Annotated in this window: 26 protein-coding genes and 1 pseudogene; 11 read left to right on the top strand and 16 right to left on the bottom strand. The window is 70.1% G+C overall.

The annotated features are described in order from the left end of the window. The first annotated feature begins 63 nt into the window (after nt 1–63). Nucleotides 64–984 (top strand): 4-hydroxy-tetrahydrodipicolinate synthase, encoded by a 921-nt coding sequence (dapA, locus tag IE198_RS27265; protein WP_189891205.1) that lies wholly within the window; start codon nt 64–66, stop codon nt 982–984. Here dapA and IE198_RS27260 read toward each other — a convergent pair. Next, a complete protein-coding gene (locus IE198_RS27260; protein WP_189891387.1) occupies nt 969–1184 on the bottom strand; it encodes a hypothetical protein in 216 nt (71 codons plus the stop codon). The genes dapA and IE198_RS27260 overlap by 16 nt on opposite strands. A 119-nt stretch (nt 1185–1303) precedes the next feature. Further along, complete coding sequence (gene dapD / locus IE198_RS27255) at nt 1304–2296, bottom strand: 2,3,4,5-tetrahydropyridine-2,6-dicarboxylate N-succinyltransferase (RefSeq protein WP_189891203.1); 993 nt, start codon at nt 2294–2296, stop codon at nt 1304–1306. A gap of 116 nt (nt 2297–2412) precedes the next feature. Here dapD and IE198_RS27250 point away from each other — a divergent pair, with 116 nt between their 5' ends. Then, on the top strand, nt 2413–3474 hold the full coding sequence (locus IE198_RS27250) for a DUF7847 domain-containing protein (protein WP_189891201.1): 1062 nt from the start codon (nt 2413–2415) through the stop codon (nt 3472–3474). 6 nt (nt 3475–3480) lie between these two features. On the opposite strand, the pseudogene IE198_RS27245 reads toward IE198_RS27250, so the two are convergent. From IE198_RS27245 to IE198_RS27205, 9 genes and pseudogenes are all read right to left on the bottom strand, one after another. Beyond that, a pseudogene (locus IE198_RS27245) lies at nt 3481–3842 on the bottom strand (VOC family protein); the annotation flags it as partial. 41 nt (nt 3843–3883) lie between these two features. Continuing rightward, nucleotides 3884–4222 (bottom strand): metal-sulfur cluster assembly factor, encoded by a 339-nt coding sequence (locus IE198_RS27240; protein ID WP_189891199.1) that lies wholly within the window; start codon nt 4220–4222, stop codon nt 3884–3886. Next, nucleotides 4219–4683 (bottom strand): Fe-S cluster assembly sulfur transfer protein SufU, encoded by a 465-nt coding sequence (gene sufU, locus IE198_RS27235; RefSeq protein ID WP_100106554.1) that lies wholly within the window; start codon nt 4681–4683, stop codon nt 4219–4221. The genes IE198_RS27240 and sufU overlap by 4 nt, the downstream gene beginning before the upstream one ends. A gap of 8 nt (nt 4684–4691) precedes the next feature. After that, nucleotides 4692–5948 carry a cysteine desulfurase gene (locus tag IE198_RS27230; RefSeq protein ID WP_100106555.1) on the bottom strand — a complete coding sequence of 419 codons (1257 nt, stop codon included), beginning with the start codon at nt 5946–5948 and terminating at the stop codon, nt 4692–4694. Further along, nucleotides 5945–6709, bottom strand: coding sequence for a Fe-S cluster assembly ATPase SufC (sufC, locus tag IE198_RS27225; protein ID WP_189891197.1), 765 nt, complete (start codon nt 6707–6709; stop codon nt 5945–5947). Before sufC ends, IE198_RS27230 begins: the two co-directional genes overlap by 4 nt. Before the next feature lie 7 nt (nt 6710–6716). Next, nucleotides 6717–7034 (bottom strand): non-heme iron oxygenase ferredoxin subunit, encoded by a 318-nt coding sequence (locus IE198_RS27220; protein WP_005319006.1) that lies wholly within the window; start codon nt 7032–7034, stop codon nt 6717–6719. Next, a complete protein-coding gene (sufD, locus tag IE198_RS27215; RefSeq protein WP_189891195.1) occupies nt 7034–8230 on the bottom strand; it encodes a Fe-S cluster assembly protein SufD in 1197 nt (398 codons plus the stop codon). Before sufD ends, IE198_RS27220 begins: the two co-directional genes overlap by 1 nt. A 62-nt stretch (nt 8231–8292) precedes the next feature. Continuing rightward, entirely contained in the window at nt 8293–9714 is a 1422-nt protein-coding gene (gene sufB / locus IE198_RS27210; RefSeq protein WP_189891193.1) for a Fe-S cluster assembly protein SufB, read from the bottom strand. Next, entirely contained in the window at nt 9711–10490 is a 780-nt protein-coding gene (locus tag IE198_RS27205) for a helix-turn-helix transcriptional regulator (protein WP_189891191.1), read from the bottom strand. Before IE198_RS27205 ends, sufB begins: the two co-directional genes overlap by 4 nt. Nucleotides 10491–10708: 218 nt before the next feature. Here IE198_RS27205 and IE198_RS27200 point away from each other — a divergent pair, with 218 nt between their 5' ends. Genes IE198_RS27200 through IE198_RS27185 form a run of 4 tightly spaced genes read left to right on the top strand, consistent with a single transcriptional unit; the run spans nt 10709 to nt 14585 of the window. Then, nucleotides 10709–11635 (top strand): ABC transporter ATP-binding protein, encoded by a 927-nt coding sequence (locus tag IE198_RS27200; protein WP_189891189.1) that lies wholly within the window; start codon nt 10709–10711, stop codon nt 11633–11635. Then, the gene (locus IE198_RS27195) at nt 11632–12399 is read left to right on the top strand and encodes an ABC transporter permease (RefSeq protein ID WP_189891187.1); all 768 of its coding nucleotides are present in this window, start codon (nt 11632–11634) and stop codon (nt 12397–12399) included. The genes IE198_RS27200 and IE198_RS27195 overlap by 4 nt, the downstream gene beginning before the upstream one ends. 49 nt (nt 12400–12448) lie before the next feature. Beyond that, nucleotides 12449–13591 carry a hypothetical protein gene (locus IE198_RS27190; protein WP_189891184.1) on the top strand — a complete coding sequence of 381 codons (1143 nt, stop codon included), beginning with the start codon at nt 12449–12451 and terminating at the stop codon, nt 13589–13591. Nucleotides 13592–13595: 4 nt separating this feature from the next. Further along, nucleotides 13596–14585 (top strand): COX15/CtaA family protein, encoded by a 990-nt coding sequence (locus IE198_RS27185; protein ID WP_189891182.1) that lies wholly within the window; start codon nt 13596–13598, stop codon nt 14583–14585. A gap of 200 nt (nt 14586–14785) precedes the next feature. Here the strand turns inward: IE198_RS27185 and IE198_RS27180 are convergent, their stop codons facing one another. From IE198_RS27180 to IE198_RS27170, 3 genes are all read right to left on the bottom strand, one after another. Beyond that, on the bottom strand, nt 14786–15871 hold the full coding sequence (locus IE198_RS27180) for an amidohydrolase family protein (RefSeq protein WP_189891180.1): 1086 nt from the start codon (nt 15869–15871) through the stop codon (nt 14786–14788). Between the two features lie 65 nt (nt 15872–15936). Beyond that, nucleotides 15937–16293 (bottom strand): hypothetical protein, encoded by a 357-nt coding sequence (locus tag IE198_RS27175; RefSeq protein ID WP_189891178.1) that lies wholly within the window; start codon nt 16291–16293, stop codon nt 15937–15939. Nucleotides 16294–16374: 81 nt separating this feature from the next. Continuing rightward, a complete protein-coding gene (locus tag IE198_RS27170; RefSeq protein WP_373299996.1) occupies nt 16375–17328 on the bottom strand; it encodes a heme o synthase in 954 nt (317 codons plus the stop codon). 308 nt (nt 17329–17636) lie between these two features. Here IE198_RS27170 and tkt point away from each other — a divergent pair, with 308 nt between their 5' ends. Genes tkt through pgl form a run of 5 tightly spaced genes read left to right on the top strand, consistent with a single transcriptional unit; the run spans nt 17637 to nt 24219 of the window. After that, nucleotides 17637–19724, top strand: coding sequence for a transketolase (gene tkt, locus IE198_RS27165; protein ID WP_189891174.1), 2088 nt, complete (start codon nt 17637–17639; stop codon nt 19722–19724). A 34-nt stretch (nt 19725–19758) separates the two neighbouring features. Then, on the top strand, nt 19759–20877 hold the full coding sequence (gene tal / locus IE198_RS27160; RefSeq protein WP_189891172.1) for a transaldolase: 1119 nt from the start codon (nt 19759–19761) through the stop codon (nt 20875–20877). Between the two features lie 14 nt (nt 20878–20891). Next, entirely contained in the window at nt 20892–22415 is a 1524-nt protein-coding gene (gene zwf / locus IE198_RS27155; RefSeq protein WP_373300002.1) for a glucose-6-phosphate dehydrogenase, read from the top strand. Beyond that, nucleotides 22412–23437 carry a glucose-6-phosphate dehydrogenase assembly protein OpcA gene (gene opcA, locus IE198_RS27150; protein WP_189891168.1) on the top strand — a complete coding sequence of 342 codons (1026 nt, stop codon included), beginning with the start codon at nt 22412–22414 and terminating at the stop codon, nt 23435–23437. The genes zwf and opcA overlap by 4 nt, the downstream gene beginning before the upstream one ends. Beyond that, nucleotides 23434–24219, top strand: coding sequence for a 6-phosphogluconolactonase (pgl, locus tag IE198_RS27145; protein WP_189891166.1), 786 nt, complete (start codon nt 23434–23436; stop codon nt 24217–24219). The genes opcA and pgl overlap by 4 nt, the downstream gene beginning before the upstream one ends. Before the next feature lie 83 nt (nt 24220–24302). On the opposite strand, the gene IE198_RS27140 is transcribed toward pgl, so the two are convergent. Together IE198_RS27140 and IE198_RS36715 are read right to left on the bottom strand one after the other, a co-directional pair. Continuing rightward, a complete protein-coding gene (locus tag IE198_RS27140; protein WP_229834390.1) occupies nt 24303–24836 on the bottom strand; it encodes a flavin reductase family protein in 534 nt (177 codons plus the stop codon). Next, entirely contained in the window at nt 24799–25131 is a 333-nt protein-coding gene (locus IE198_RS36715) for a hypothetical protein (RefSeq protein ID WP_373299994.1), read from the bottom strand. Before IE198_RS36715 ends, IE198_RS27140 begins: the two co-directional genes overlap by 38 nt. Between the last annotated feature and the right edge of the window lie 28 nt (nt 25132–25159).

Below are 25159 nucleotides of genomic sequence, written 5' to 3'. Positions count from 1 at the left end.
CTTCACAGTTGTCCCAAGAAGATTTAACTGGAGCTACGCCGTGTGCGGTCCCACACTACGAGGATGAACCCCTCCCCTCCCTTCGGCCGCGCCCTGTGCGCCATGGTCACGCCCTTCGCCGACGACGGTTGTCTCGATCTCGACGGCGCTCAGCAGCTGGCGGCACATCTCGTCGACGGCGGCTGCGACGGCCTGGTGCTCTCCGGGACCACCGGCGAGTCGCCGACCACCTCGGACGACGAGAAGACCGCGCTCGTACGGGCGGTGGCGCAGGCGGTCGGCGGCAGGGCAGCCGTCGTCGCGGGCGTCGGCACCGCCGACACCCGGCACACGGTCGAACTGGCGCGGTCCGCCGAGGCGGCCGGCGCGGACGGGGTGCTGGTGGTCACCCCCTACTACAGCCGCCCGCCGCAGGCCGCCGTGGAGGCGCACTTTCGCCGGGTGGCCGACTCCGTCGGGGTCCCGCTGATGCTGTACGACATCCCGGGCCGGACCGGCACCCGCGTCGAGCCCGAGACAGTGCTGCGGCTCTCGGAGCACCCGCGCATCGTCGCCGTGAAGGACTGCGCGTACGACCTGCTGGGCAGCTCGAAGGTCATCGCAGGCAGCCGGCTGGCGTACTACTCGGGCTGCGAGGAACTGAATCTGCCGCTGTACGCGGTGGGCGGAGCCGGTTTCGTGTCGACCGTGGCCAATGTGGCCGCCCCGCACCTGCGGGCGGCGCTGGACGCCTACGACGCGGGCGACAACGCCGGGGCGACCGCGCTGAACCAGCTCACCCTGCCGCTCGCGGAGCTGATGATGGCGGCCGGTCTGCCGGGCACGGTGACCGCCAAGACCCTGCTGGCAGCGCTCGGGCTGCCGGCCGGACCGGTGCGCGAACCGCTGCAGCCCGCCGGACGCGAGGCGGCCGACGGGCTGCTGCGGGCATACGCGGAGCTGACCGGCCGCCGGCCCGGCGGGGTGCCTCAGTCGCGCACGTAGGTACTGCCGAGGATCGCGGCGTGCTCCAGCACGTCCTCGAGCGGGTCGTCGATCTGCCCGGTCGAGATCAGGGAGACGCTGTGCCCGTTGTGCGCGTCGGTGTGCGTCTCGTCGGCGTGTGCGGCCCCGTGCGAAAGCACCGCCCCGAACAGCGCGCACATGGCCACAGCGGCCTGCCCGGTCTTCCTGCTGGTCCTCATGTCGGTTCCTCGCCCCTGCCGTCCGGAATGTGGACCGTATGACTCTGCATGTCCGGCATGCTCATCGGCCCGCGGCGAGGAAAGTTACGCAGAGTCACACGAAGGACGGGAACCGCTGCTCAGTTGTGGCTGTGCAGCACTTCGTTGAGGCCTCCCCAGACCGCGTTGTTGGGGCGGGCCTCGACGGTGCCGGTGACCGAGTTGCGGCGGAAGAGGATGTTGCTCGCGCCCGACAGCTCACGTGCCTTGACGATCTGCCCGTCGGGCATCGTGACCCGGGTGCCCGCCGTGACGTACAGACCGGCCTCGACGACGCACTCGTCGCCGAGCGCGATGCCGACGCCCGCCTCCGCGCCGATCAGGCAGCGCTCGCCGATGGCGATGATCACGTTGCCGCCGCCGGACAGGGTGCCCATCGTGGAGGCGCCGCCGCCGATGTCGGAACCGTCACCGATGACGACCCCGGCGGAGATGCGGCCCTCGACCATCGACGTGCCGAGGGTGCCGGCGTTGAAGTTGACGAAGCCCTCGTGCATGACGGTGGTGCCCTGGGCGAGGTGCGCACCGAGCCGGACACGGTCGGCGTCGGCGATGCGCACGCCCTTGGGCACGACGTAGTCCGTCATCCGCGGGAACTTGTCGATCGAGGTGACCTGCAGGTGCAGGCCCTCGGCGCGGGCGTTCAGCCGCACGGTCTCGACCTGGTCGACGGCAACGGGTCCGAGGCTGGTCCACGCGACGTTGGCGAGGAGCCCGAAGAGGCCGTCCAGGCTCTGCCCGTGCGGCTTCACCAGCCGGTGGGAGAGCAGGTGCAGACGCAGATAGGCGTCGTGGGCGTCCAGCGGCTTCTCGTCGAGCGAGGCGATGACGGTGCGCACGGCGACGACCTCGACGCCACGGCGCGCGTCGGGTCCGACGGCCTTCGCGGCCGCCGCGCCGAGGAGTTCGACGGCCCGCTCCTCGGTCAGCCGCTCGGTGCCGGCCGGACCGGGCTCGGCGGCGAGCTCGGGCGCGGGGAACCAGGTGTCGAGAACAACGCCGTCGTCGGTGATGGTGGCGAGTCCGGCGGCGACGGCGCCGGTGGTACGGGGTGCGGAAGACGTGTCGGTCATGACAGAAAACCTAACCGGCGAGGCGGCACCCGGGCCAATGGGTCTCAGTTGCCGGGCGCTACGGTGTGCCGTCCGGACAGCAGCAGCACCGTGGAGCCACTCGGGGGGACGATTCGATGTCGTACGGAAGCACGCCGCCTTACTCCGGTCCGCCCGGCTGGGGCGGCTGGGTGCCGCCGCCGCCCAAGCCGGGCGTCGTACCGCTCGCGCCGCTCCGCCTGGGCGACATCCTGGGCGGGGCGTTCGCGACGATCGGCCGTCACTGGAAGCAGCTGCTCGGCACGGCGTTCACCGCATACGGCCTGGCGCTCGTGGCCATCGCTTCGGCGATCGCGATCGCCTGCACGGCGCACGCCGACCGGCTGGACCGTGTGCTGGACTCCGACGTCTCGCCGGGCTGGGACGACGTCGCGCCGCTCGTGTACACCTTCGGCGCGGTCTACGTCTTCGGCCTCTTCGTGGTGCTCGTGGCCAACGCGCTGATCTGCGCGAGCTGCCCGGCCGTCCTCCAGGACGCGGTGCTGGGCCACCCCTCGACGTTCGGCAGGGTGTGGCGCCACAGCGTGCGACGGGTCTGGTCGGTGCTCGGCGCCGTCCTGATCACCGCGCTGATCGTGGCGGTTCCGCTGCTGCTGATCGGGACCGCTTTCATCGCTCTGATCGTCACCCTGATCACCCTCTCGTCACACGCCGGCGAGTTCGGCTGGCTGATCCTGTTCGGATTCCTCGGCGCGCTGGCGACGGGTCCGCCGGCGGTCTGGCTCTGGGTGAAGTTCTGCCTCGCCCCGGCCGCCGCCGTCTTCGAGGGGCAGGGGGCCGTCGCGGCACTGACCCGCTCGTCGCAGCTGGTGCGGGGCGACTGGTGGCGGATCTTCGGCATATCGCTGCTGGCCCACGGCATGGCGGCGGTGGCGAGCTACGTGGTCCAGCTGCCGTTCTCGTTCCTCAACGTCATCGGCCCGAGCCTCACGGACGACGCGTCGACGAGCGGTGCGGCTCTGACGATCGTCATCACCTCGCTGGCGTTCGGGCTCGTCGCCCTGCTGATCGGCCAGGCCCTGACCGCCGCTTTCCCGCAGCTGGTCGTGAGCCTGCTCTACGTCGACCGGCGCATCCGCGAGGAGAACCTGGCGCCCGCCCTCGCAGAGGCCGCGGCAGGGGCGCCTGCCGCTCACTAGGTCCTGGTCGAGCAGCGTCTTCTTCGGCCGCAGCACACAGAACTCGTTGCCTTCCGGATCGGCGAGGACGGTCCAGGTCACGTCCTCGCCCTGCCCGACATCGACCCTGCGGCCCCCAGGCCGATGATCCTCGCCACCTCGGCCTCCTGGTCGTCCGGCGTGAGGTCGAGGTGCAGCCGGTTCTTGACCGACTTGTGCTCCGGCACCGTCAGGAACACGATGCCGGGCAGGGCGCCCGCCTCGGCACCGATGATGATCTCTTCCGGGTCCTCGTAGAGAATTCGCCAGTCCAGGACCGAGGCCCAGAAGCGGGCGAGCGCCGGGGCGTTGGAACAGTCGATCGCGATCTGGTACAGCGAAACGGTCATGCCCGCCAGTGTGACCGGCGGGCATGACCGTGTCCCGTATTTCAGACGTTGAAGCCGAGCGCGCGCAGCTGCTCGCGGCCGTCGTCCGTGATCTTGTCCGGGCCCCACGGCGGCATCCAGACCCAGTTGATCTTCAGCTCGTTGACGATGCCGTCGGTCGCGGCCTTCGCCTGGTCCTCGATCACATCGGTCAGCGGGCAGGCCGCCGACGTCAGGGTCATGTCCAGCGTCGCGACGTTCGAGTCGTCGATGTGGATGCCGTAGATGAGGCCGAGGTTGACCACGTCGATGCCCAGTTCGGGGTCGACGACGTCGTACAGCGCCTCGCGGACCTCCTCCTCGGACGCCGGCTTGGTGACAACCGTCTCGTTCTCGCTCATGCGGTCTTCCTCTCCGCGACGTCGCCCATCGCCTGGGCCGTCGCGTCCTTCCACGCCATCCAGCTCAGCAGCGCGCACTTCACACGGGCGGGGTACTTGGAGACGCCGGCGAACGCGACCGCGTCCTCCAGCACCTCCTCCATCGCGTCGTCCGGCTCGATCTGGCCCTTGGACTGCATCAGCTCCAGGAAGGTGCCCTGGATCTTCTGCGCCTCGGCGAGCTCCTTGCCGACCAGCAGTTCGTTCAGCACGGAAGCGCTGGCCTGGCTGATGGAGCAGCCCTGGCCCTCGTAGGAGACGTCCTCGATGCGCGATCCGTCGTACTTCACTCGAAGCGTGATCTCGTCGCCGCACGTCGGGTTGACGTGGTGCACCTCGGCGTCGCCGTCCCGCAAGCCCCGCCCGTGCGGGTGCTTGTAGTGGTCCAGGATGACGTCCTGGTACATCGAATCCAGCTTCACATCGTCCCCTAGCCGAAGAAGTTCCGGACATGCTCCAGGCCGTCGACCAGAGCATCGACCTCTGCCGGCGTGGAGTACAGATAGAACGACGCTCGCGTGGTCGCAGGAATTCCGTACCGCAGGCAGACGGGGCGCGCGCAGTGGTGACCCACGCGTACCGCGATGCCCTGCTCGTCGAGGACCTGGCCCACGTCGTGGGGGTGGATGTCGCCGAGCGTGAAGGAGATCGCCGCGCCGCGGTCCTCGGCCGTCGTCGGGCCGATGATCCGCAGGTCCGGCACCTCCAGCAGCCGCTTCACCGCGTACTCGGTGAGCACGTGCTCATGCTGGGCGATCTTGTCCATGCCGATCGAGGTGAGGTAGTCCACGGCCGCGCCGAGGCCGACGGCCTGAGCGATCGGAGGCGTACCGGCCTCGAACTTGTGCGGCGCGGGAGCGTATGTCGACGAGTGCATCGAGACGGTCTCGATCATCTCGCCGCCGCCGAGGAACGGCGGCAGGTCCTCCAGGAGCTCCTGCCGTCCCCACAGCACACCGATACCGGTCGGGCCGCACATCTTGTGGCCGGTGAAGGCCACGAAGTCGGCCTGCAGTGCCTGCACGTCCAGCACCATGTGCGGCGCGGCCTGCGAGGCGTCGATCAGCACCAGCGCGCCGACGTCCTGGGCGCGGCGGACGATCGCCTCGACCGGGTTGACGGTGCCCATGATGTTGGAGACCAGCGTGAAGGAGACGATCTTCGTCTTCTCGGTGATGACCTCTTCGATGTTCGACAGGTCGAGCCTGCCGTCGTCGGTGAGGCCGAACCACTTCAGCTTCGCTCCGGTGCGCTGCGACAGCAGCTGCCACGGAACGATGTTGGAGTGGTGCTCCATCTCCGTGATGACGACCTCGGTGTCGCTGTCCACCCGGTAGGGCTCGTCGGCCCAGCCGAGCATGTTGGCGACGAGGTTGAGCGCCTCGGAGGCGTTCTTGGTGAAGATCACCTCGTTGCGGCTCGGCGCGTTGATGAAGGCGGCGACCTTGTCACGGGCGCCCTCGTACAGCGCCGTGGCCTCCTCGGCGAGCACGTGCACGCCGCGGTGCACGTTGGCGTTGTGCTGCTCGTAGTACTCACTGAGCACGTCGATCACCTGGCGCGGCGTCTGCGAGGTCGCCGCGTTGTCCAGGTAGATGAGCTTCTTGCCGTCGTGGAGCACCCGGTCGAGGATCGGGAAGTCCTTGCGGATCGCCTCTGTGTCGAGGAGGCCCGGCAGTGTGATCACGCGGTGACGCCTCCCTTGGTGTATGCCTCGTAGCCCTCGTTCTCGAGCTTGTCGGCGAGCTCGGGGCCGCCCGACTCGACGATCCGGCCGCCCGCGAAGACGTGGACGTGATCCGGCTTGATGTAGCGGAGGATGCGCGTGTAGTGGGTGATCAGCAGAGTGCCGACCTCGCCGGTCTCGCGGATGCGGTTGACGCCCTCGGAGACGATGCGCAGCGCGTCGACGTCCAGGCCGGAGTCGGTCTCGTCGAGGATCGCGAGCTTCGGCCTGAGCAGCTCGAGCTGCAGGATCTCGTGGCGCTTCTTCTCACCGCCGGAGAAGCCCTCGTTGACGTTGCGCTCGGCGAAGGAGGGGTCCATGTTGAGGCGCTCCATGGCCTCCTTGACCTCCTTCACCCAGGTGCGCAGCTTGGGGGCCTCGCCGCGGATCGCGGTGGCGGAGGTGCGCAGGAAGTTGGAGACGGAGACACCGGGGACCTCGACCGGGTACTGCATGGCGAGGAAGACGCCGGCCCGGGCGCGCTCGTCGACGCTCATCTCCAGGACGTCCTCGCCGTCCAGGGTCACGGTGCCGCTGGTGACCGTGTACTTGGGGTGGCCCGCGAGCGAGTAGGCGAGGGTCGACTTGCCGGAGCCGTTGGGGCCCATGATGGCGTGGGTCTCGCCCTGCTTCACGGTCAGGTCGACGCCCTTGAGGATCTCCTTCGTGGCGTTGTCGGCCTCGACGGAAACGTGCAGGTCGCGGATTTCAAGCGTTGCCATGGGTGACTCAGGACTCCTGGGTGACGGAGACGAGCACATCGTCCCCTTCGATCTTGACGGGGTATACGGGGACGGGGCGCGTCGCGGGAAGGCCGGACGGCTTGCCGGTGCGGAGGTCGAAGGCACTGCCGTGCAGCCAGCACTCGATCTGGCAGTCCTCCACCTCGCCCTCCGACAGCGAGACGTTCGCGTGCGAGCAGATGTCGTGGATCGCGAACACCTCGCCCTCGGTGCGCACCACGGACACCGGCGTGCCGTCGAGTTCCACCCGCTTGGGGGTGTCCTCCTCCAGCTCGCTCAGCGCGCAGGCTTTGACGAAGGCCATCAGGCTGACGCCTCCACGACCGAGGCCTCCAGCTCGGCGTCGATCTTGGCGAGCAGGCGCTCCTCGACGTCCGGGAGACCGATCTGCTGGACCAGCTCGGCGAAGAAGCCGCGGACGACCAGGCGGCGTGCCTCGGCCTGCGGGATGCCGCGGGCCATCAGGTAGAACAGCTGCTCGTCGTCGAAGCGGCCGGTGGCGGAGGCGTGACCGGCACCGGCGATCTCACCGGTCTCGATCTCGAGGTTCGGCACCGAGTCGACGCGCGCACCGTCCGTGAGGACCAGGTTGCGGTTCATCTCGTAGGTGTCGGTGCCCTCGGCCACGGCCCTGATGAGCACGTCGCCGATCCACACCGCGTGGGCGTCGTGGCCCTGCAGGGCGCCCTTGTACACGGCGTTGGACTTGCAGTGCGGGGTGTTGTGGTCGACGAGGAGACGGTGCTCCTGGTGCTGGCCCTTGTCGGTGAAGTACAGGCCGAAGAGCTCGGCCTCACCGCCGGTGCCGGCGTAGGCCACCCGCGGGTGGAGCCGGACCACGTCGCCGCCGAAAGTGACGACGACCGACTTGAATGAGGCGTCCCGGCCGACCAGCGCATTGTGCTGGGCGACGTGGACGGCCTTGTCGTCCCAGTCCTGGACGGAGACGACGGTCAGCTTGGCCCCGTCACCGAGGACGTACTCGACATTGGCCGCGAGCACGGCGTCGCCGGTGTGGTCGATGACGACGAGCGCCTCGGCGAAAGCTCCGAGCTCGATCACCTGGTGGCCGAAGGCGGTGCCGCCCTCACCGTGCACGGCGATACGGATCGGCTCGGCGAGCACGGTCTCCTTGGGCACGGTCACGACCGTGGCCTGCTCGAAGGAGGAGTACGCCTGGGCGGCTACCCGGTCCACCGGGGTGCCGGCCCTGCCGAGGCGCGCGTCGTCGCGGCCCACGGTCTCGACGGTGACGCCCTCGGGGGCGTCGATCGCGACCTTGAGCGCGGTGCCGGTGGCGACGGCGGTGCCGTCGTGCAGACCGGCGAGGCGCTCCAGCGGAGTGAAGCGCCACTCCTCCTCGCGGCCGTGCGGGACCGGGAAGTCCGCCACGTCGAACGACGGGGGCGCACTCATACGGGTGGCGACGGTCGACTCGGCGGCCACCGCGATCGAACCGGCGGTGGTGGAGCCCACCGGGATGTTCTGAGCCTCAGCCATGGCTGTCGTCTTGCTCTCTTCCTACGTCAGAAGTCAGTCGCTGCTTGCGGTCACGGAAGGCGTCAGCCCACCGCACCTTCCATCTGCAGCTCGATCAGCCGGTTGAGCTCCAGCGCGTACTCCATGGGGAGTTCCTTGGCGATCGGCTCGACGAAGCCGCGCACGATCATCGCCATCGCCTCGAACTCGGTCATACCCCGGCTCATCAGGTAGAAGAGCTGGTCCTCCGAGACCTTGGAGACGGTCGCCTCGTGGCCCATGGAGACGTCGTCCTCGCGGACGTCGACGTAGGGGTAGGTGTCCGAGCGGGAGATCGTGTCGACCAGCAGAGCGTCGCAGAGCACGTTGGACTTCGCACCCGCGGCGCCCTCGCCGATCTCGATCAGACCGCGGTAGGAGGTGCGGCCACCGCCTCGTGCCACCGACTTGGAGACGATGTTGGACGAGGTGTTCGGCGCCATGTGGACCATCTTGGCGCCGGCGTCCTGGTGCTGGCCCTCGCCCGCGAAGGCGATGGACAGGGTCTCGCCCTTGGCGTGCTCGCCCATCAGGTAGACGGCCGGGTACTTCATGGTCACCTTGGAGCCGATGTTGCCGTCGACCCACTCCATGGTCGCGCCCTCGTACGCCACGGCGCGCTTGGTGACCAGGTTGTAGACGTTGTTCGACCAGTTCTGAATGGTCGTGTAGCGGCAGCGGCCGCCCTTCTTGACGATGATCTCGACGACGGCGCTGTGCAGCGAGTCCGAGGAGTAGATCGGGGCGGTGCAACCCTCGACGTAGTGGACGTAGGCGTCCTCGTCGACGATGATCAGCGTCCGCTCGAACTGGCCCATGTTCTCCGTGTTGATACGGAAGTAGGCCTGCAGCGGGATGTCCACGTGGACGCCCTTGGGGACGTAGATGAACGATCCGCCGGACCACACGGCCGTGTTCAGCGACGCGAACTTGTTGTCGCCGACCGGGATGACGGTGCCGAAGTACTCCTGGAAGAGTTCCGGGTGCTCCTTCAGCGCGGTGTCCGTGTCGAGGAAGATGACGCCCTGCTCCTCCAGGTCCTCGCGGATCTGGTGGTAGACGACCTCGGACTCGTACTGCGCGGCGACACCGGCGACCAGGCGCTGCTTCTCCGCCTCCGGGATACCGAGCTTGTCGTAGGTGTTCTTGATGTCCTCGGGCAGCTCCTCCCAGGAGGCGGCCTGGGCCTCGGTGGAGCGCACGAAGTACTTGATGTTGTCGAAGTCGATGCCGGACAGGTCGGAGCCCCAGCTCGGCATGGGCTTCTTGTCGAAGAGGCGCAGACCCTTCAGCCGCAGCTTCAGCATCCACTCCGGCTCGTTCTTCTTCGCGGAGATGTCGCGGACGACTTCCTCGGAGAGACCGCGCTTGGCCGCGGCGCCTGCCGCGTCGGAGTCGGCCCAGCCGAATTCGTACGTACCCAGGCCCTCGAGTTCGGGGTGGGCAGTCTCCGTGGGGAGAGTCATGCGGGGTTCCTCCCGGCCGTGCTGGCAGATGCTGATGGTGTGGTGCTGGTCTGTGTGGTGCTGTCCTGCGGCGCAGGGCCCGGCGGCGAGGTGCCGCTCTGGGGCGCGCCGCGTGGGATGAACGTCGTGCAGACGCCGTCGCCGTGGGCGATGGTGGCGAGCCGCTGGACATGTGTCCCGAGGAGCCGCGAGAAGAACTCGGTCTCCGCCTCGCACAGCTGCGGGTACTTCTCGGCCGCGTGGGCGACCGGGCAGTGGTGCTGGCAGAGCTGCTCGCCGACCGGTGCGCTGCGAGCCGTAGCAGCGTACCCGTCGCGGCTGAGCGCCTTGGCCAGCGCTTCGGTGCGCTCCTCGGGCTCGGCTGCCTCAACGGCCGCGCGGTACGCCTCCGCCTGCGCCTCGATCCGGTCCCGGGCGAAGGCGGCGACCGCCGCCTCCCCTCCGGCGTGCTGCTCGATCCAACGCAGGGCGTCCACGGCCAGCGTGTCGTACGACTGGTCGAAGGCGTCCCGGCCGCAGTCGGTCAGCGCGAACACCTTGGCGGGCCTGCCGCGGGTGCGGGCACCGTAGACGCGCTGCTCTCGCGGCTCCACGACGTTCTCGGAGACGAGGGTGTCGAGGTGGCGGCGGACGGCAGCCTGGGTGAGCCCCAGCCGGCCCGCGAGGTCGGCCACGGTTGAGGGACCGTGGTCCAGGATGGACCGCGCGACGCGGTTGCGCGTGGAGCGCTCACCGGTCGCGAGTTCCTCCTGGGGAGCCTCGCCGACGTTTTTCACAACGCCATTGTTGCGTAATTCCTCGGAGGCTGACAAGCGACGTCCGGAGCACGGCGCGGTGCCGTGCGTCACTTAGGCAAACCTAAGCTGACCTGCGGAAATGATCACCCGGAGCCCATGAGGCCTGGTGGGGCGCACTCCGGCGCGCACCCCGCGGCGAAGGCCGCCGGGGGAACCCGCGGGCCTGGCTCCCCCCGCACCCGCCTAGACTTCCCGGCATGCTGAGCGAGCCTGCCGTCCGGATCCGGGGCCTGGTCAAGCGGTACGGACCCAAGGCCGCCGTGGACGGCCTCGACCTCGACGTCGTCACGGGCTCCGTGACCTCCGTCCTCGGCCCCAACGGCGCCGGCAAGACCACCACGATCGAGACCTGCGAGGGCTATCGCCGTGCCGACGCCGGCACCGTACGGGTGCTCGGCCTCGACCCCGTCGCGGACGCCGCACGGCTGCGGCCCCGTATCGGCGTGATGCTCCAGTCGGGCGGCGTCTACTCCGGCGCCCGGGCCGACGAGATGCTCCGCCACATGGCCCGGCTGCACGCCCACCCCCTGGACGTGGACGCCCTGATCGAGCGCCTCGGTCTCGGCAGCTGCGGACGCACCACCTACCGCCGGCTCTCCGGCGGCCAGCAGCAGCGGCTCGCACTGGCCATGGCCGTCGTCGGCCGCCCCGAGCTGGTCTTCCTCGACGAGCCGACCGCCGGACTCGACCCGCAGGCCCGACGCGCCACCTGGGACCTCGTACGGGAGCTCCGCGAGGACGGCGTGACGACCGTGCTCACCACGCACTTCATGGACGAGGCGGAGGAACTCTCCGACGACGTCGCCATCATCGACGGCGGCCGCGTCATCGCCCGCGGCAGCACCGAGGAGCTGTGCCGCGGCGGCGCCGAGAACACCCTGAGCTTCACGGGACGCCCCGGCCTCGACCTCGGATCCCTCCTGAAGGCGCTCCCGGACGGCTCGGCGGCCGCCGAGCTGACACCGGGCGCGTACCGGATCACCGGCGAGGTCGATCCCCAGCTGCTGGCGACCGTCACCTCCTGGTGCGCCCAGCACGGCGTACTGCCGCACGGCATCTCGGTGGAGCGGCACACCCTCGAGGACGTCTTCCTCGAACTGACGGGCAAGGAGCTGCGCGCATGAGCGCCGGTACGTACACGCCGAAGCCGGGCGCCGCGCCGCTGACCCGCATGATCGCCGCGCAGGCCGCCTTCGAGACGAAGATGCTGCTGCGCAACGGCGAGCAACTGTTGCTCACGGTCATCATCCCGTCGCTGCTGCTCGTGCTGTTCTCCACCGTCGACATCGTCGACACGGGAGAGGGCAGGGCCGTCGACTTCCTGACCCCCGGCGTCCTCGCGCTCGCCGTGATGTCCACCGCCTTCACCGGCCAGGCCATCGCGACCGGTTTCGAGCGCCGCTACGGGGTCCTCAAGCGGCTCGGGGCCTCACCGGTCCCGCGCTGGGCCCTGATGGCGGCCAAGACGCTCTCCGTCCTGGTGACCGAGGTGCTCCAGATCGCCCTGCTGACCGCGATCGCGTTCGCGCTCGGCTGGTCCCCGCACGGCGACCCGGTCTCCGTCCTGCTGCTGCTCGTCCTCGGCACCGCCGCCTTCTCCGGACTCGGCCTGCTGATGGCGGGCACGCTGAAGGCCGAGGTGACGCTGGCCGCCGCCAACCTCGTCTTCCTGCTGCTGCTCGTCGGCGGCGGCGTGATCGTGCCGCTGGACAAGTTCCCCGGCGGCGTCGCGTCCGCGCTCGGACTGCTGCCCATCTCGGCGCTCTCCGACGGGCTGCGCGACGTGCTCCAGCACGGCGCCGGCATGCCGTGGGGCAATCTGGGCATCCTCGCCCTCTGGGCGGTGCTCGGACTGGGCGCGGCCGCCCGGACCTTCCGCTGGGAGTGACACGCGCGCCAGGATGACCCTGCCGAGACCCGCACGGTGGGAGGCTTGGATGGAGCGCGCTGCCGTACTTCGACTGGACGCGGAGTGGGCGAAGGTCAGGGCCGGCCGGCCCGCGGCCTCCCCCACGGAACGCGAACGGATGCTGACCGAACTGATCGCGGCCCTCGCCCGGCACGCCGCGGGCGATCTCTCCCTCGCCGCCCGGCTCAGCCTGCGCTACGGGGATCTCGCCCGTCACCACTTCGACACCGGTCGGCGCACCGAGGCGCTCGGCGCCGTCGACGAGGCCGTCCGGCACTGCGCAGAGCCCGCCGAGCACGACGACGAACATGCCCGCTGGTATGCACGGGCCCTGATCCGTCAGGCCGTGTACCTCGCGGAACCGCTCAGCGACGAGCTGGGCCTGCCCCGGTACGCCTTCCATCCGCACGGCGAGCAGCCCTGCGCGGAGGACCGCCTGGCGGGACTGGCCGCTGTGGAGGCCACCCACCGGGCCATCGCCGTCTGGGAGCGGCTGGACCAGTCGGACCCGCGCAACCGCGAGGGCCTCGCCCAGGCGCACGTCTTTCTCGGCGACCGGCTGGAGGAACTCGGCAGGCCGGTCGACGCCGCCGAGTGCGCCGTACGGGCGGAACGCGAGTTCCACGCGCTCTGGCAGGCACCCGATCCGGCCGAGCGCGCCCATGCCGCCGTCCTGGAGCACCTCGGCGACCAACTCGAGCGCAGGCTGCGGCGCTGCCCCTTCGAAGGTGGCCTCACCCAGCTGCACAAGCGCGAGCTGCTGCCCGAGCGACTGTTGCCGCTCGCGGTCCTGGCGGCGCGGATCGAGGGCGTCGCACCGGAGTCGATCGCGCAGGGGCTCGGCCTCGAACGGGCCGAGGTCGGCCGGATCCTGCGCGCGAGGTCCTGGCGGGCGGTATGGCGCTTCGACATACGGAGGGCCGACGGCAGATGGGTGCCGCTGGCCCACCCGTGGCGCGGCATGGACGCGGTCACCGACTGCACGGCAGAGGAGGTGGCCGCCGAGCTGACGGACGCCTTCGTCACATCGGCGGACGCGCCGCCCGCTCCGACACCATGGCGTTTCGCGCTGTGGTGGGAGGAGGAGGACCACCTCGACGGGTCCCGGGTCCGTATGACGTCCGAAGCCTTCGGCGAGCCCGCCCGGGAGCCCGCTGCCGACCCCTCGTGAAACCGTGCACAAACCCCCGCTTACGATAGGGGCCGTGCAGACCCCCCTCGCCCATATCGCCCAGCGCTGGACACCGTCGCCCAAAATCCTTCGGCGCGCCGCGCTTTCCGCCGTCCTGATGACCGTCCTCATCATCGTCACCGGTGGCGCCGTACGGCTCACCGGCTCCGGTCTCGGCTGCGACACCTGGCCCAAGTGCACGGACGACAGCCTCTTCGCCACGCCCGAGCAGGGCATCCACGGCGCGATCGAGTTCGGCAACCGGATGCTGACGTACGTCCTGTCGGCGGCCGTCGGCTGGGCGATCATCGCCGTGCGCGCCACCAAGCCGCGGCGGCGCGGTCTGGGCCGGCTCGCCTGGGCGCAGTTCTGGATCGTCATGGGCAACGCCGTCATCGGCGGCGTCACGGTGTGGGCGGGTCTCAACCCCTGGACGGTGGCCGGGCACTTCCTCCTGGCCAACGCGCTGCTCACGGTCGCGACGGCCACATGGGTGCGTACCGGTGAGGGCGACGGCGCACCCCGACCGCGGGTCCCGCGGCCGGTCCGCAAGCTCTCGTGGGCGATCGTCGCGGTCTCCGCGGTGCTGATCACCCTCGGCACGACGGTCACCGGCTCCGGCAAGCACGCGGGCGACAGCAGCGACGTCCCGCGGATGCCGTGGGACTGGTCAGCGGCGGCGCACGTCCACGCGATCGCGGCGTGGGTGGTGTGCGCGCTGGCCGTCGCGATGTGGCTCGTCCTCCGCGTGGTCGACGCCCCGGACGACATCCGGGCCCGCGCTCGTGACCTGCTGCTGGTCGTGCTGTTGCAGGGGGCGCTCGGCTACGTGCAGTACTTCACGGGCGTGCCGGAGCTGTTGGTGGCGGCGCACATGCTCGGGTCTTCGGTGATGTGGATCGCGGTGCTGAGGCTGGCGCTGAGCCTGCGGGAGCGTGAGTCGACGCCGGCACCGGCACCGGCGTCGCCGGACCCGGCTCTGACCTCCGCCTGACCGGCTCCGCCGCACGAGCTTCTCCCCTGGGCCGATTCGAGGGCTCCGCCGCGTGGTGGTGCAAGTCCCGCACCCGGTGCCACCCTCCGGACGGCACCCGGAACCCCACCGGATCGCACGCGCTCCGCGCGGCGCTGCGGCTCCACCCCCGCCGCGGTACGGCGCGTCGCAGGGCGTACCGGGCTCCGGGCCACGGCCCGCTAGGGCAGGCCGTACACCCGCCCCGCGTTTCCCCACCCCAGCAGCCCCGCCACCCGCTCCGCGTCGGCCCGCGACCACGCTCCGTCCGCGACCCACCCGCCCAGCACCCGGTCCACCGCCTCGCGGAAGGTGCACGCGGCCACCACATGGAGTTCCGGCAGGCCCCGTGCCCCGGACGAGAACAGCAGCTTGCCGAAGGGCGCGAGTTCGAGGGTCTCCGCCAGCACCGCCGCCGCCCGCGTGCCCGTCCGGGCGAGGGCAGGGCCGAGGTCGGCGTAGACGTGCTGGTACGCGCTCGCGAGGTGCGCGGCGCCGCGGTGGTGCGGGTAGCCGTACAGCAGGATCAGGTCCGTGCCGAGGCCGGCCGTCGCCGCGGCGAAGTCCGCGAGCGGCAGCGGGTCGCCCTCACCGAGGTGCAGTTGCAGCGGCAGCCCCGTGGCGACGGCGACCCACAGCAGGTGCCGCAGCAGTACGGGGTCGGTGAGCGGCTCCCCGACACGGCGCTCGGCGAGCCAGCGTCCGGCCGCGCCGCGTACCTCGCCCGTCCCCGGCGGCTCCGGCCGGTCCGCCTGCCGCCCGGCGGCGACGGTGGTGAAGGCCACGGCGGACCCGGCCGCCCCGTGTACCGCCTCCGCGAGGTTCGTGAGGAAGGACTCCACGGTCCCCGACGTGTCGGCGACCTGCTCGGCCAGCAGCTCGAGCCGTACGATCTCGCGCGCCTGCGCCTCCGCCGCCGCGGCGATCTCCGCCGGGCCGGCCAGGTCCCCGGGCGGGCCGGTGTCGACGAGGTACGTGGCGATCCCGGTGCCGCGCAGCAGCCGTCTGCCCGCCTCGACCGCCCCGAGTTCGCGGCGGCGGGCCAGGTAGTGGGCGGGCGGGCAGTGCGGTTCGAGTCCGAGGAGCGGCGGGCACCAGCGCCGTACCGCGAAACCCGTCTGGGTGTCGAAGAAGGTGGTGCCTGCGGCCGGCGGGGCGCCGGCCACAGGACCCAGGTACGTCTCGAAGGTGCCGATGCCCAGTTCCGTGCGGAGCACCCCGTGGCAGTACTGGTCGACCAGACGCACCGAGGACGCGGCGTCGATCATCGGGAGCTCCTGCCTGTGGACCGTACTTCCACAGGACTAACGGGCCACCCCGCGCAAGGTGTTGCTCAGCCGTTGGAAGGGCCGCCGACCTGGATGCCCGCCATGCGGGTCCACTCGTACGGGCCGGTGCGCACCTTCGCGGCGAAGTCACCGTCGAACGACTCGTGCAGCGTGATCCCCGACTTGTCCGCGGCGCTGACGGCGATGGCGTGGCTCGGGGCCACCAGGTCGCCCCAGCCGCCGTCCTCGCCGACGAGGACGATGCGGGTGCCCCTCTGGCCGATGTAGGCGAGCTGACCCTCGGCGCCGCCGTGCGCCTTGGAGAACGCCTGGATCTGCTTGGCGAGTTTCGCCGCCTTGCGTTCGGCGCGGGCGTCGGGCGCGGGCGCGGACGCCGTCTCATCAACCTTTGTTTCAGCCATGCACCGCATGCTACTCGGGGGTAGATCACCTGGCGACGGCCGGGAGACGTGGCCTCGGCCACGCCGTGCCCGGGGCGGGACTCAGCGCAGGAAGGGGTCCACCGCGACGGCCACGAAGAGCAGCGACACATAGGTGATGGACCAGTGGAAGAGCCGCATCTCCTTGAGCTTGCCGCCCCTCTCGCCCGCGTTGGCCCTGGTCTGCAGTGCGTGCGCCTCCCAGAGCCACCAGCCGCCGGCGGCCAGTGCGACCGCGGTGTAGAACCAGCCGGTGTAGCCGAGCGGAGTGAGCAGCAGCGAGACGGCGACCATGACCCAGCTGTAGAGGACGATCTGCCGGGCGACCACCTTGTTGCCCGCGACGACGGGCAGCATCGGCACGCCGACCCGCGCGTAGTCGTCCCTGACCTTCATCGACAGCGGCCAGTAGTGCGGCGGCGTCCAGAAGAAGATGACGAGGAAGAGGACGACGGCGGCCCACGACATCGAGTTCGTGACCGAGGACCAGCCGATCAGGACCGGCATACAACCGGCGATGCCTCCCCAGACGATGTTCTGCGCGGTACGGCGCTTGAGGATCATCGTGTAGACGACGACGTAGAACAGCAGGGCGCCGAGCGACAGCGCGGCCGACAGCCAGTTGACGAGCAGCCCGAACCAGAGGGTGGAGGCCACCGCGAGCGTCAGGCCGAAGACGAGGCCTTCGCGCGGGGAGACCATCCCGGTGACGAGCGGCCGCTGCGACGTGCGGTCCATGAGGGCGTCGATGTCGCGGTCGATGTACATGTTGAGCGCGTTGGCGCCGCCCGCGGAGAGGTACCCGCCGAGGCAGGTGGCGAGCACCAGCCACAGGTCGGGGACGCCCTGCTCGGCAAGGAACATCACCGGCACGGTGGTGATCAGCAGCAGTTCGATGATCCGCGGCTTGGTCAGCGCCACGAATGCCTTGACGCGGGCCCCGAACGGCCGATGGCCCCCCGGGCCGGTGGCCAAGACGACCCCTGCGGGTCGGGACTCGACGGCCGTCACGCACACCCCTGACAGAGAAATCCCAGCGAGTCGACCGGTGTGAAGGCCCGGTAAAGACTCGCGCGTACCACGCCACTCTAGACGTTGCCCGTACACCGATCTTCGCCGGGGTCGGCTCGTGTTGAGCGGTGGCAGGACACGGGCCGTATACACCGCCGAGAGGCACGGAGCACCCGCTGCCCGCACCCTGGCAGTGTCCAATGGGAAAGACGCGCGACCGCAAAGAGGTGCGTTGCTGCGAGGGTAGGCTCGACAGCGCCCGGTACACCCCTCGTCGCCGGGATTCGACATGTGGAGAGGAGCCCTGACTCAGGGTGAGCACCAAGCCGACCACCACAGACCTCGAGTGGACCGCGTTGGACCAGCGGGCAGTCGACACCGTCCGCGTCCTGGCCATGGATTCCGTACAGAAGGTCGGCAACGGCCATCCGGGTACGGCCATGAGCCTGGCCCCCGCCGCCTACGTGCTCTTCCAGAAGCTGATGCGGCACGATCCCGCTGACGCCGACTGGACGGGCCGGGACAGGTTCGTCCTGTCCGCCGGCCACTCGTCGCTGACGCTCTACATCCAGCTCTACCTGGCCGGCTACGGCCTGGAGCTCGACGATCTGAAGGCGTTCCGCACCTGGGGCAGCAAGACCCCGGGCCACCCCGAGTACGGCCACACCACGGGGGTGGAGACGACGACCGGTCCGCTCGGCCAGGGTGTCGCCAACGCCGTGGGCATGGCGATGGCTGCTCGTTACGAGCGCGGCCTGTTCGACCCGGACGCCGCTCCGGGCACGTCGCCGTTCGACCACACCGTCTGGTGCATCGCCGGTGACGGCTGCCTCCAGGAGGGCATCTCGGCCGAGGCGTCCTCCCTGGCCGGCCACCAGAAGCTCGGCAACCTGGTCCTTCTGTGGGACGACAACCACATCTCGATCGAGGGCGACACCGAGACGGCCGTCTCCGAGGACACACTCCAGCGCTACGAGGCGTACGGCTGGCACGTCCAGCGCGTCCAGCAGCTGGAGAACGGCGACCTCGACCCGGTCGGCCTCCACAACGCCCTGAAGGCGGCGCAGGCCGAGACCGAGCGCCCCTCCTTCATCGCGGCCCGCTCGATCATCGCCTGGCCCGCCCCGCACGCGCAGAACACCGAGGCCGCGCACGGCTCCGCGCTGGGCGAGGAAGAGGTCGCGGCCACCAAGCGGGTCATGGGCTTCGACCCCGAGCAGCACTTCGAGGTCGCCGACGAGGTCCTGAACCACACCCGGGGCGCGCTCGACCGGGGCCGTGAGGCCCGCGGCGAGTGGGAGAAGGTGTTCGCGGCCTGGCGTACGGCCAACCCTGAGCGTGCCGCCGAGTTCGACCGGATCCGTTCGGGCGAGCTGCCCGAGGGCTGGGAGGACGCGCTGCCGGAGTTCGAGCCGGGCAAGAGCGTCGCCACCCGCGCCGCGTCCGGAAAGGTGCTGCAGGCGCTCGGCCCGGTCGTGCCCGAGCTGTGGGGCGGCTCCGCCGACCTGGCGGGCTCGAACAACACGACCATCGACAAGACGTCGTCGTTCCTGCCCGCCGGCAACCCGCTGCCGGAGGCCGACCCGTACGGCCGCACGGTCCACTTCGGCATCCGTGAGCACGCGATGGCCGCAGTCATGAACGGCATCGCGCTGCACGGCAACACCCGCATCTACGGCGGCACCTTCCTGGTGTTCTCCGACTACATGCGCAACGCGGTCCGGCTCTCCTCGCTGATGCACCTGCCGGTCACCTATGTGTGGACGCACGACTCGATCGGCCTCGGCGAGGACGGCCCGACCCACCAGCCGGTGGAGCACCTGGCCTCGCTGCGCGCCATCCCGGGCCTGAACATCGTGCGCCCCGCCGACGCGAACGAGACCGCGATCGCCTGGCGCGAGATCCTCAAGCGGTACACCAAGGAATTCGGCAAGGGCGCTCCGCACGGCCTCGCGCTGACCCGCCAGGGCGTACCGACGTACGAGTGCAACGAGGACGCGGCCAAGGGCGGCTACGTCCTGCTCGAGGAAGAGGGCGGCGACGCCCAGGTCGTGCTCATCGGCACGGGCTCCGAGGTGCAGCTGGCCGTCGCGGCCCGCGAGCAGCTCCAGGCGGCCGGTGTGCCGACCCGGGTCGTGTCGATGCCGTCCGTCGAGTGGTTCGAGGAGCAGGACCAGGGGTACCGGGACTCGGTGCTTCCCCCGTCGCTCAAGGCGCGCGTGGCCGTCGAGGCCGGTATCGGCCTGACCTGGCACCGGTACGTGGGTGACGCCGGGCGCATCGTCTCGCTGGAGCACTTCGGCGCTTCGGCCGACGGCAAGGTCCTCTTCCGCGAGTTCGGCTTCACCGCAGAGGCCGTCGCCGCTGCTGCGCGGGAATCGATCGACGCCGCCGCGCGCTGACGCCGGTATACGACAAGTAGGAGATGCATTTCTCATGACAGACGCACTCAAGCGCCTCTCCGACGAAGGCGTCGCGATCTGGCTGGACGACCTTTCGCGTACCCGGATCACCTCGGGCAACCTGGCCGAGCTGATGGACCAGCAGCACGTCGTGGGTGTCACCACGAACCCGTCGATCTTCCAGAAGGCGATCTCCGAGGGTCACGGCTACGACCAGCAGCTGGAGGACCTCGCGGCCCGCAAGGTGACCGTCGAGGAAGCCATCCGCATGATCACCACGGCGGACGTGCGTGACGCCGCGGACGTGCTGCGCCCGGTGTTCGACTCGACCGGCGGCCAGGACGGCCGTGTCTCGATCGAGGTCGACCCTCGTCTCGCGCACAACACGAAGGCGACCGTCGCGGAGGCCAAGCAGCTGGCCTGGCTGGTGGACCGGCCGAACACCTTCATCAAGATCCCGGCCACCAAGGCGGGTCTGCCGGCGATCACCGAGGTCATCGGCCTCGGCATCAGTGTCAACGTCACGCTGATCTTCTCGCTGGAGCGCTACCGCGAGGTCATGGACGCCTATCTGGCCGGTCTGGAGAAGGCGAAGGCCGCGGGCCTGGACCTGTCCAAGATCCGCTCGGTGGCCTCCTTCTTCGTGTCCCGCGTGGACACCGAGATCGACAAGCGTCTCGACGCGCTGGGCACCCCCGAGGCCAAGGAGGCCCGCGGCAAGGCGGCCGTGGCCAACGCGCGCCTCGCCTACGAGGCGTACGAGGAGGTCTTCAGCAGCGACCGCTGGGCCGTGCTCGACAAGGCGCAGGCCAACAAGCAGCGTCCGCTGTGGGCCTCGACCGGAGTCAAGGACAAGGCGTACAAGGACACCCTGTACGTCGACGACCTGGTCGCGCCGGGCACCGTGAACACCATGCCGGAGGCCACTCTCGAGGCCGTCGGCGACCACGGCCGGATCACCGGTGACACCGTGCGCGGCACCTACGAGCAGGCCCGCGCCGAGCTCGAGGCCGTCGCGAAGCTCGGGATCTCCTACGACGACGTCGTTCAGCTGCTCGAGGACGAGGGCGTGGAGAAGTTCGAGGCGTCCTGGAACGACCTGCTCAAGTCGACCGAGGCTGAGCTCAAGCGCCTCGCACCCTCGGAAGGCTGAGCGACTTGTCCGGTATTGGCGGAGCCAACCCGCTCCGTGATGCTGCCGACCGACGGCTCCCGCGTATCGCGGGGCCGTCGGGCCTGGTCATCTTCGGCGTCACGGGTGATCTGTCGCGCAAGAAGCTGATGCCCGCCGTCTACGACCTCGCGAACCGAGGGCTGCTGCCGCCGGGCTTCTCGCTCATCGGCTTCGCCCGGCGCGAGTGGGCCGACGAGGACTTCGCGCAGGAGGTCCACGACGCGGTCAAGGAGCACGCGCGTACGCCGTTCCGGGAGGAGGTCTGGCAGCAGCTCATCCAGGGGATGCGGTTCGTCCCGGGCACCTTCGACGACGACGACGCTTTCGAGCAGCTGAAGTCCACCATCGAGGATCTCGACAAGGTGCAGGGCACCGGTGGCAACTTCGCCTTCTATCTCTCCGTGCCGCCCAAGTTCTTCCCCAAGGTCGTCCAGCAGCTGAAGAAGCACGGGCTGGCGGACCAGAAGGAGGGCTCCTGGCGGCGCGCGGTCATCGAGAAGCCGTTCGGCCACGACCTGGTCTCCGCCAAGGAGCTCAACCAGGTGGTGCACGAGGTCTTTCCGCCGAACGAGGTCTTCCGTATCGACCACTACCTGGGCAAGGAAACCGTCCAGAACATCCTGGCGCTGCGGTTCGCCAACACGCTCTTCGAGCCCATATGGAACCGGTCGTACGTCGACCATGTGCAGATCACGATGGCCGAGGACATCGGCATCGGCGGCCGCGCCGGCTACTACGACGGCATCGGCGCCGCCCGTGACGTGATCCAGAACCACCTCCTCCAGCTGCTGGCGCTGACCGCGATGGAGGAACCCGCCTCCTTCGACGCGGACGCCCTCGCGGCCGAGAAGACCAAGGTCCTCGGCGCGGTGAAGCTGCCGAAGGACCTGGCGAAGGACACGGTCCGCGCGCAGTACGCGGCGGGCTGGCAGGGCGGCGAGAAGGCCGTCGGTTATCTGCAGGAAGACGGCATCGACCCCAAGTCGAAGACGGACACCTACGCCGCGATCAAGCTGGAGATCGACAACCGCCGCTGGGCGGGCGTCCCCTTCTATCTGCGGACCGGCAAGCGGCTGGGCCGCCGCGTCACCGAGATCGCGGTCGTCTTCCAGCGCGCCCCGCACTCGCCGTTCGACTCCACCGCCACGGAGGAGCTGGGACAGAACGCCCTGGTCATCCGCGTCCAGCCGGACGAGGGCGTGACCATGCGGTTCGGCTCCAAGGTGCCGGGCACCTCGATGGAGGTCCGGGACGTCTCGATGGACTTCGCGTACGGCGAGTCGTTCACGGAGTCCAGCCCCGAGGCGTACGAGCGGCTCCTCCTCGACGTGCTTCTCGGCGACTCGAACCTCTTCCCACGTGTCGAGGAGGTCGAACTTTCCTGGAAGATCCTCGACCCGATCGAGCAGTTCTGGGACGCGAACGGCAAGCCGGCGCAGTACCCGGCAGGCACGTGGGGGCCGGCCGAGGCGGACGAAATGCTCGCACGAGACGGACGGAGCTGGCGTCGGCCATGAAGATCGACCTTACGGACACCACGGCCAGCAAGATCAACAAGGCGCTGGTGCAGGGCCGCCGTGCGATCGGCACCCCGGCCGTCGGCATGGTCCTCACCCTGGTCATCGTGACCGATGAGGAGAACGCCTACGACGCCCTGAAGGCCGCCAACGAGGCCTCCCGCGAGCACCCCTCGCGCACCCTCGTGGTCATCAAGCGGGTCTCCCGCTCCCCGCGCGACCGGGCCAAGGCCCGGCTCGACGCCGAGGTGCGCGTCGGTGCGGACGCCGGCACGGGCGAGACGGTCGTCCTGCGGCTGTACGGCGAGGTCGTCGACCACGCCCAGTCCGTGGTGCTGCCGCTGCTGCTGCCCGACGCACCCGTCGTCGTCTGGTGGCCGGTCAACGCGCCGACCGACCCGGCCAGCGACCCGCTCGGTGCACTGGCCCAGCGCCGGGTGACCGACACCTACGCGGCCGAACAGCCGGTGCGCGAGCTGGCGGCCCGCGCGGAGGCCTACGCCCCCGGTGACACCGACCTGTCCTGGACCCGGATAACACCGTGGCGCTCGATGCTCGCGGCGGCGCTGGACCAGGTCGACTGCGAGGTCACGTCCGTCGAGGTGGAGGGCGAGGAGTTCAACCCGAGCTGCGAGCTGCTCGGGATGTGGCTCGCGGACCGGCTGGACGTGCCGGTGAAGCGGACGTCGTCGGCCGGCCCCGGTCTCACCTCGGTACGGATGGAGTCCGACTGCGGCCCGATCGTGCTCGACCGGCCCGACGGGTCTCTCGCGACGCTGTCCATCGAGGGCCAGCCGGACCGTGCGGTGGCGCTCAAGCGGCGTGAGACGGCCGAGCTGATCGCGGAGGAGCTGCGCAGGCTGGACCCGGACGACACGTACTCGTCGGCACTGCGGTACGGCGTGGAGCGCCTCGGCGCGGGCCCGGCTGCGGCTCCGCAGCCTGCACCCGCGGAGAAGGCGGCGCCGGCGGCACCCGCGGCCAAGAAGGCTGCCCCAGCCAAGAAGGCGGCCGCCAAGTGACCGCGGCACCGCAGCTGGTCGTCCACCGCGACAAGGAGTTGATGGCGCAGGCCGCGGCGGCTCGGCTCATCACGAAGATCGTGGACGCACAGGCCGCGCGCGGCTCGGCCTCGGTGGTCCTCACCGGCGGCCGCAACGGCAACGGCCTGCTGGCCGCGCTCAGTTCGTCCCCGGCCAGGGACGCGATCGACTGGTCGCGGCTCGATCTGTGGTGGGGCGACGAGCGGTTCCTGCCGGAAGGCGATCCGGAGCGCAACGCCACCCAGGCCCGTGAGACCCTGCTCGACGCCGTACCGCTCGACCCGTCGCGGGTGCACGCCATGCCCGCGTCGGACGGCGCGTACGGCTCCGACGTGGACTCGGCGGCCGCCGCCTACGCGACGGAACTGGCCGCGGCGGCCGGCCCTGAGGATCACGGTCCGGTGCCGACGTTCGACGTGCTGATGCTGGGAGTCGGGCCCGACACGCACGTGGCGTCGCTCTTCCCCGAACTACCGGCGGTCCGCGAGACCGAGCGCACGGTGGTCGGCGTCCACGGCGCTCCCAAGCCGCCGCCGACCCGTATCTCGCTCACCCTGCCGGCCATCCGCGCGGCGCGTGAGGTGTGGCTGCTCGCAGCGGGCGAGGACAAGGCGAAGGCGGCGGAGATCGCGCTGTCGGGCGCGGGCGAGATCCAGGCGCCGGCGGCTGGAGCGTACGGGCGGGCCCGGACGCTGTGGCTGCTGGACGCGGCGGCTGCGTCGAAACTGCCGCGCTCGCTGTACCCGCCGGCATCCGCCTGAGCAGGCTTCCCGGGGCCCGGTCCGCCGCAGTGGTGGACCGGGCCCCGGGCTCTGTGGTCATGACCGCGTCTGCCTCCCGGCTCTCAGGCGGACGTGGTCGTCTCCAACAACGGTGTGAGGGTGTGGAATTTGCGCCGGAAGTACACCGCAGGCTCGTCGTCGTGGACATGGGACCTGGTCACCTCACCCACGAGGATGGAGTGATCGCCCCCGCCGTACCGGGCGCTCGCCTCGCATTCCAGCACCGCGCAGGTCCCCTCAAGAACTGGATGGCCCTGGGCGTTCGTCGTGAAATCGCCCCGTGAGAACTTGTCGACACCTTTGGAGGAGAACCACAGAGCGAGCTCTCGATGTCTGGGCGGCAATATGTGGACCACCCACGATGTCGCGGTCGAGAAGGCAGGGTGACACTGTGCTTCGACGGAGAGACAGACCAGCACCAAGGGCGGATCGAGGGACACCGAGCAGAACGATGTGGCTGTGAAGCCCCACCACTCCCCTTCGGAGTCGACGGTTGTCACGATCGTCACCCCACTCGGGAATGAGGACATGGCATTCCGGAAGCTGTCCGTCAGCTCCTCAGCGGGCATTTCGATTCCCTCCAGGACTGTCTTCACTTCTCGTTCCGAACTCCCCCGGGCTGCAGGAAGGCGCGGGCACCGCGACGGCGGTGAGGATCACACCCTCGCTCAGCGGCCACCGCCCTGGAGCGCCCGGTGCCCGGCACAGTGCGTAAGGCTTCCCACGGTCCGGGGCGGCCGTCAGGGAGCATCGTGCCTTCCGGGAGTACGGGGCACCAGGCAGGCCCGGTTCGCACATCGCCCGCCGCGCGCAGTGTCGGACGGTGGTGAACTCCCGGCGTCGCGCGTCGACCGCGTTGCTCACGAGGACCGCTTCCTCCGGGTACGGCACTGCCTCCTGCGGGTCGTCACGCGACCCG

This window comes from Streptomyces xantholiticus (genome assembly GCF_014651015.1).
GTDB classification, from domain to species: Bacteria; Actinomycetota; Actinomycetes; order Streptomycetales; family Streptomycetaceae; genus Streptomyces; species Streptomyces xantholiticus.
The sequence above is the reverse complement of the archived record's forward strand: the minus strand, read 5'-3'. Positions and strand labels throughout refer to the sequence as shown.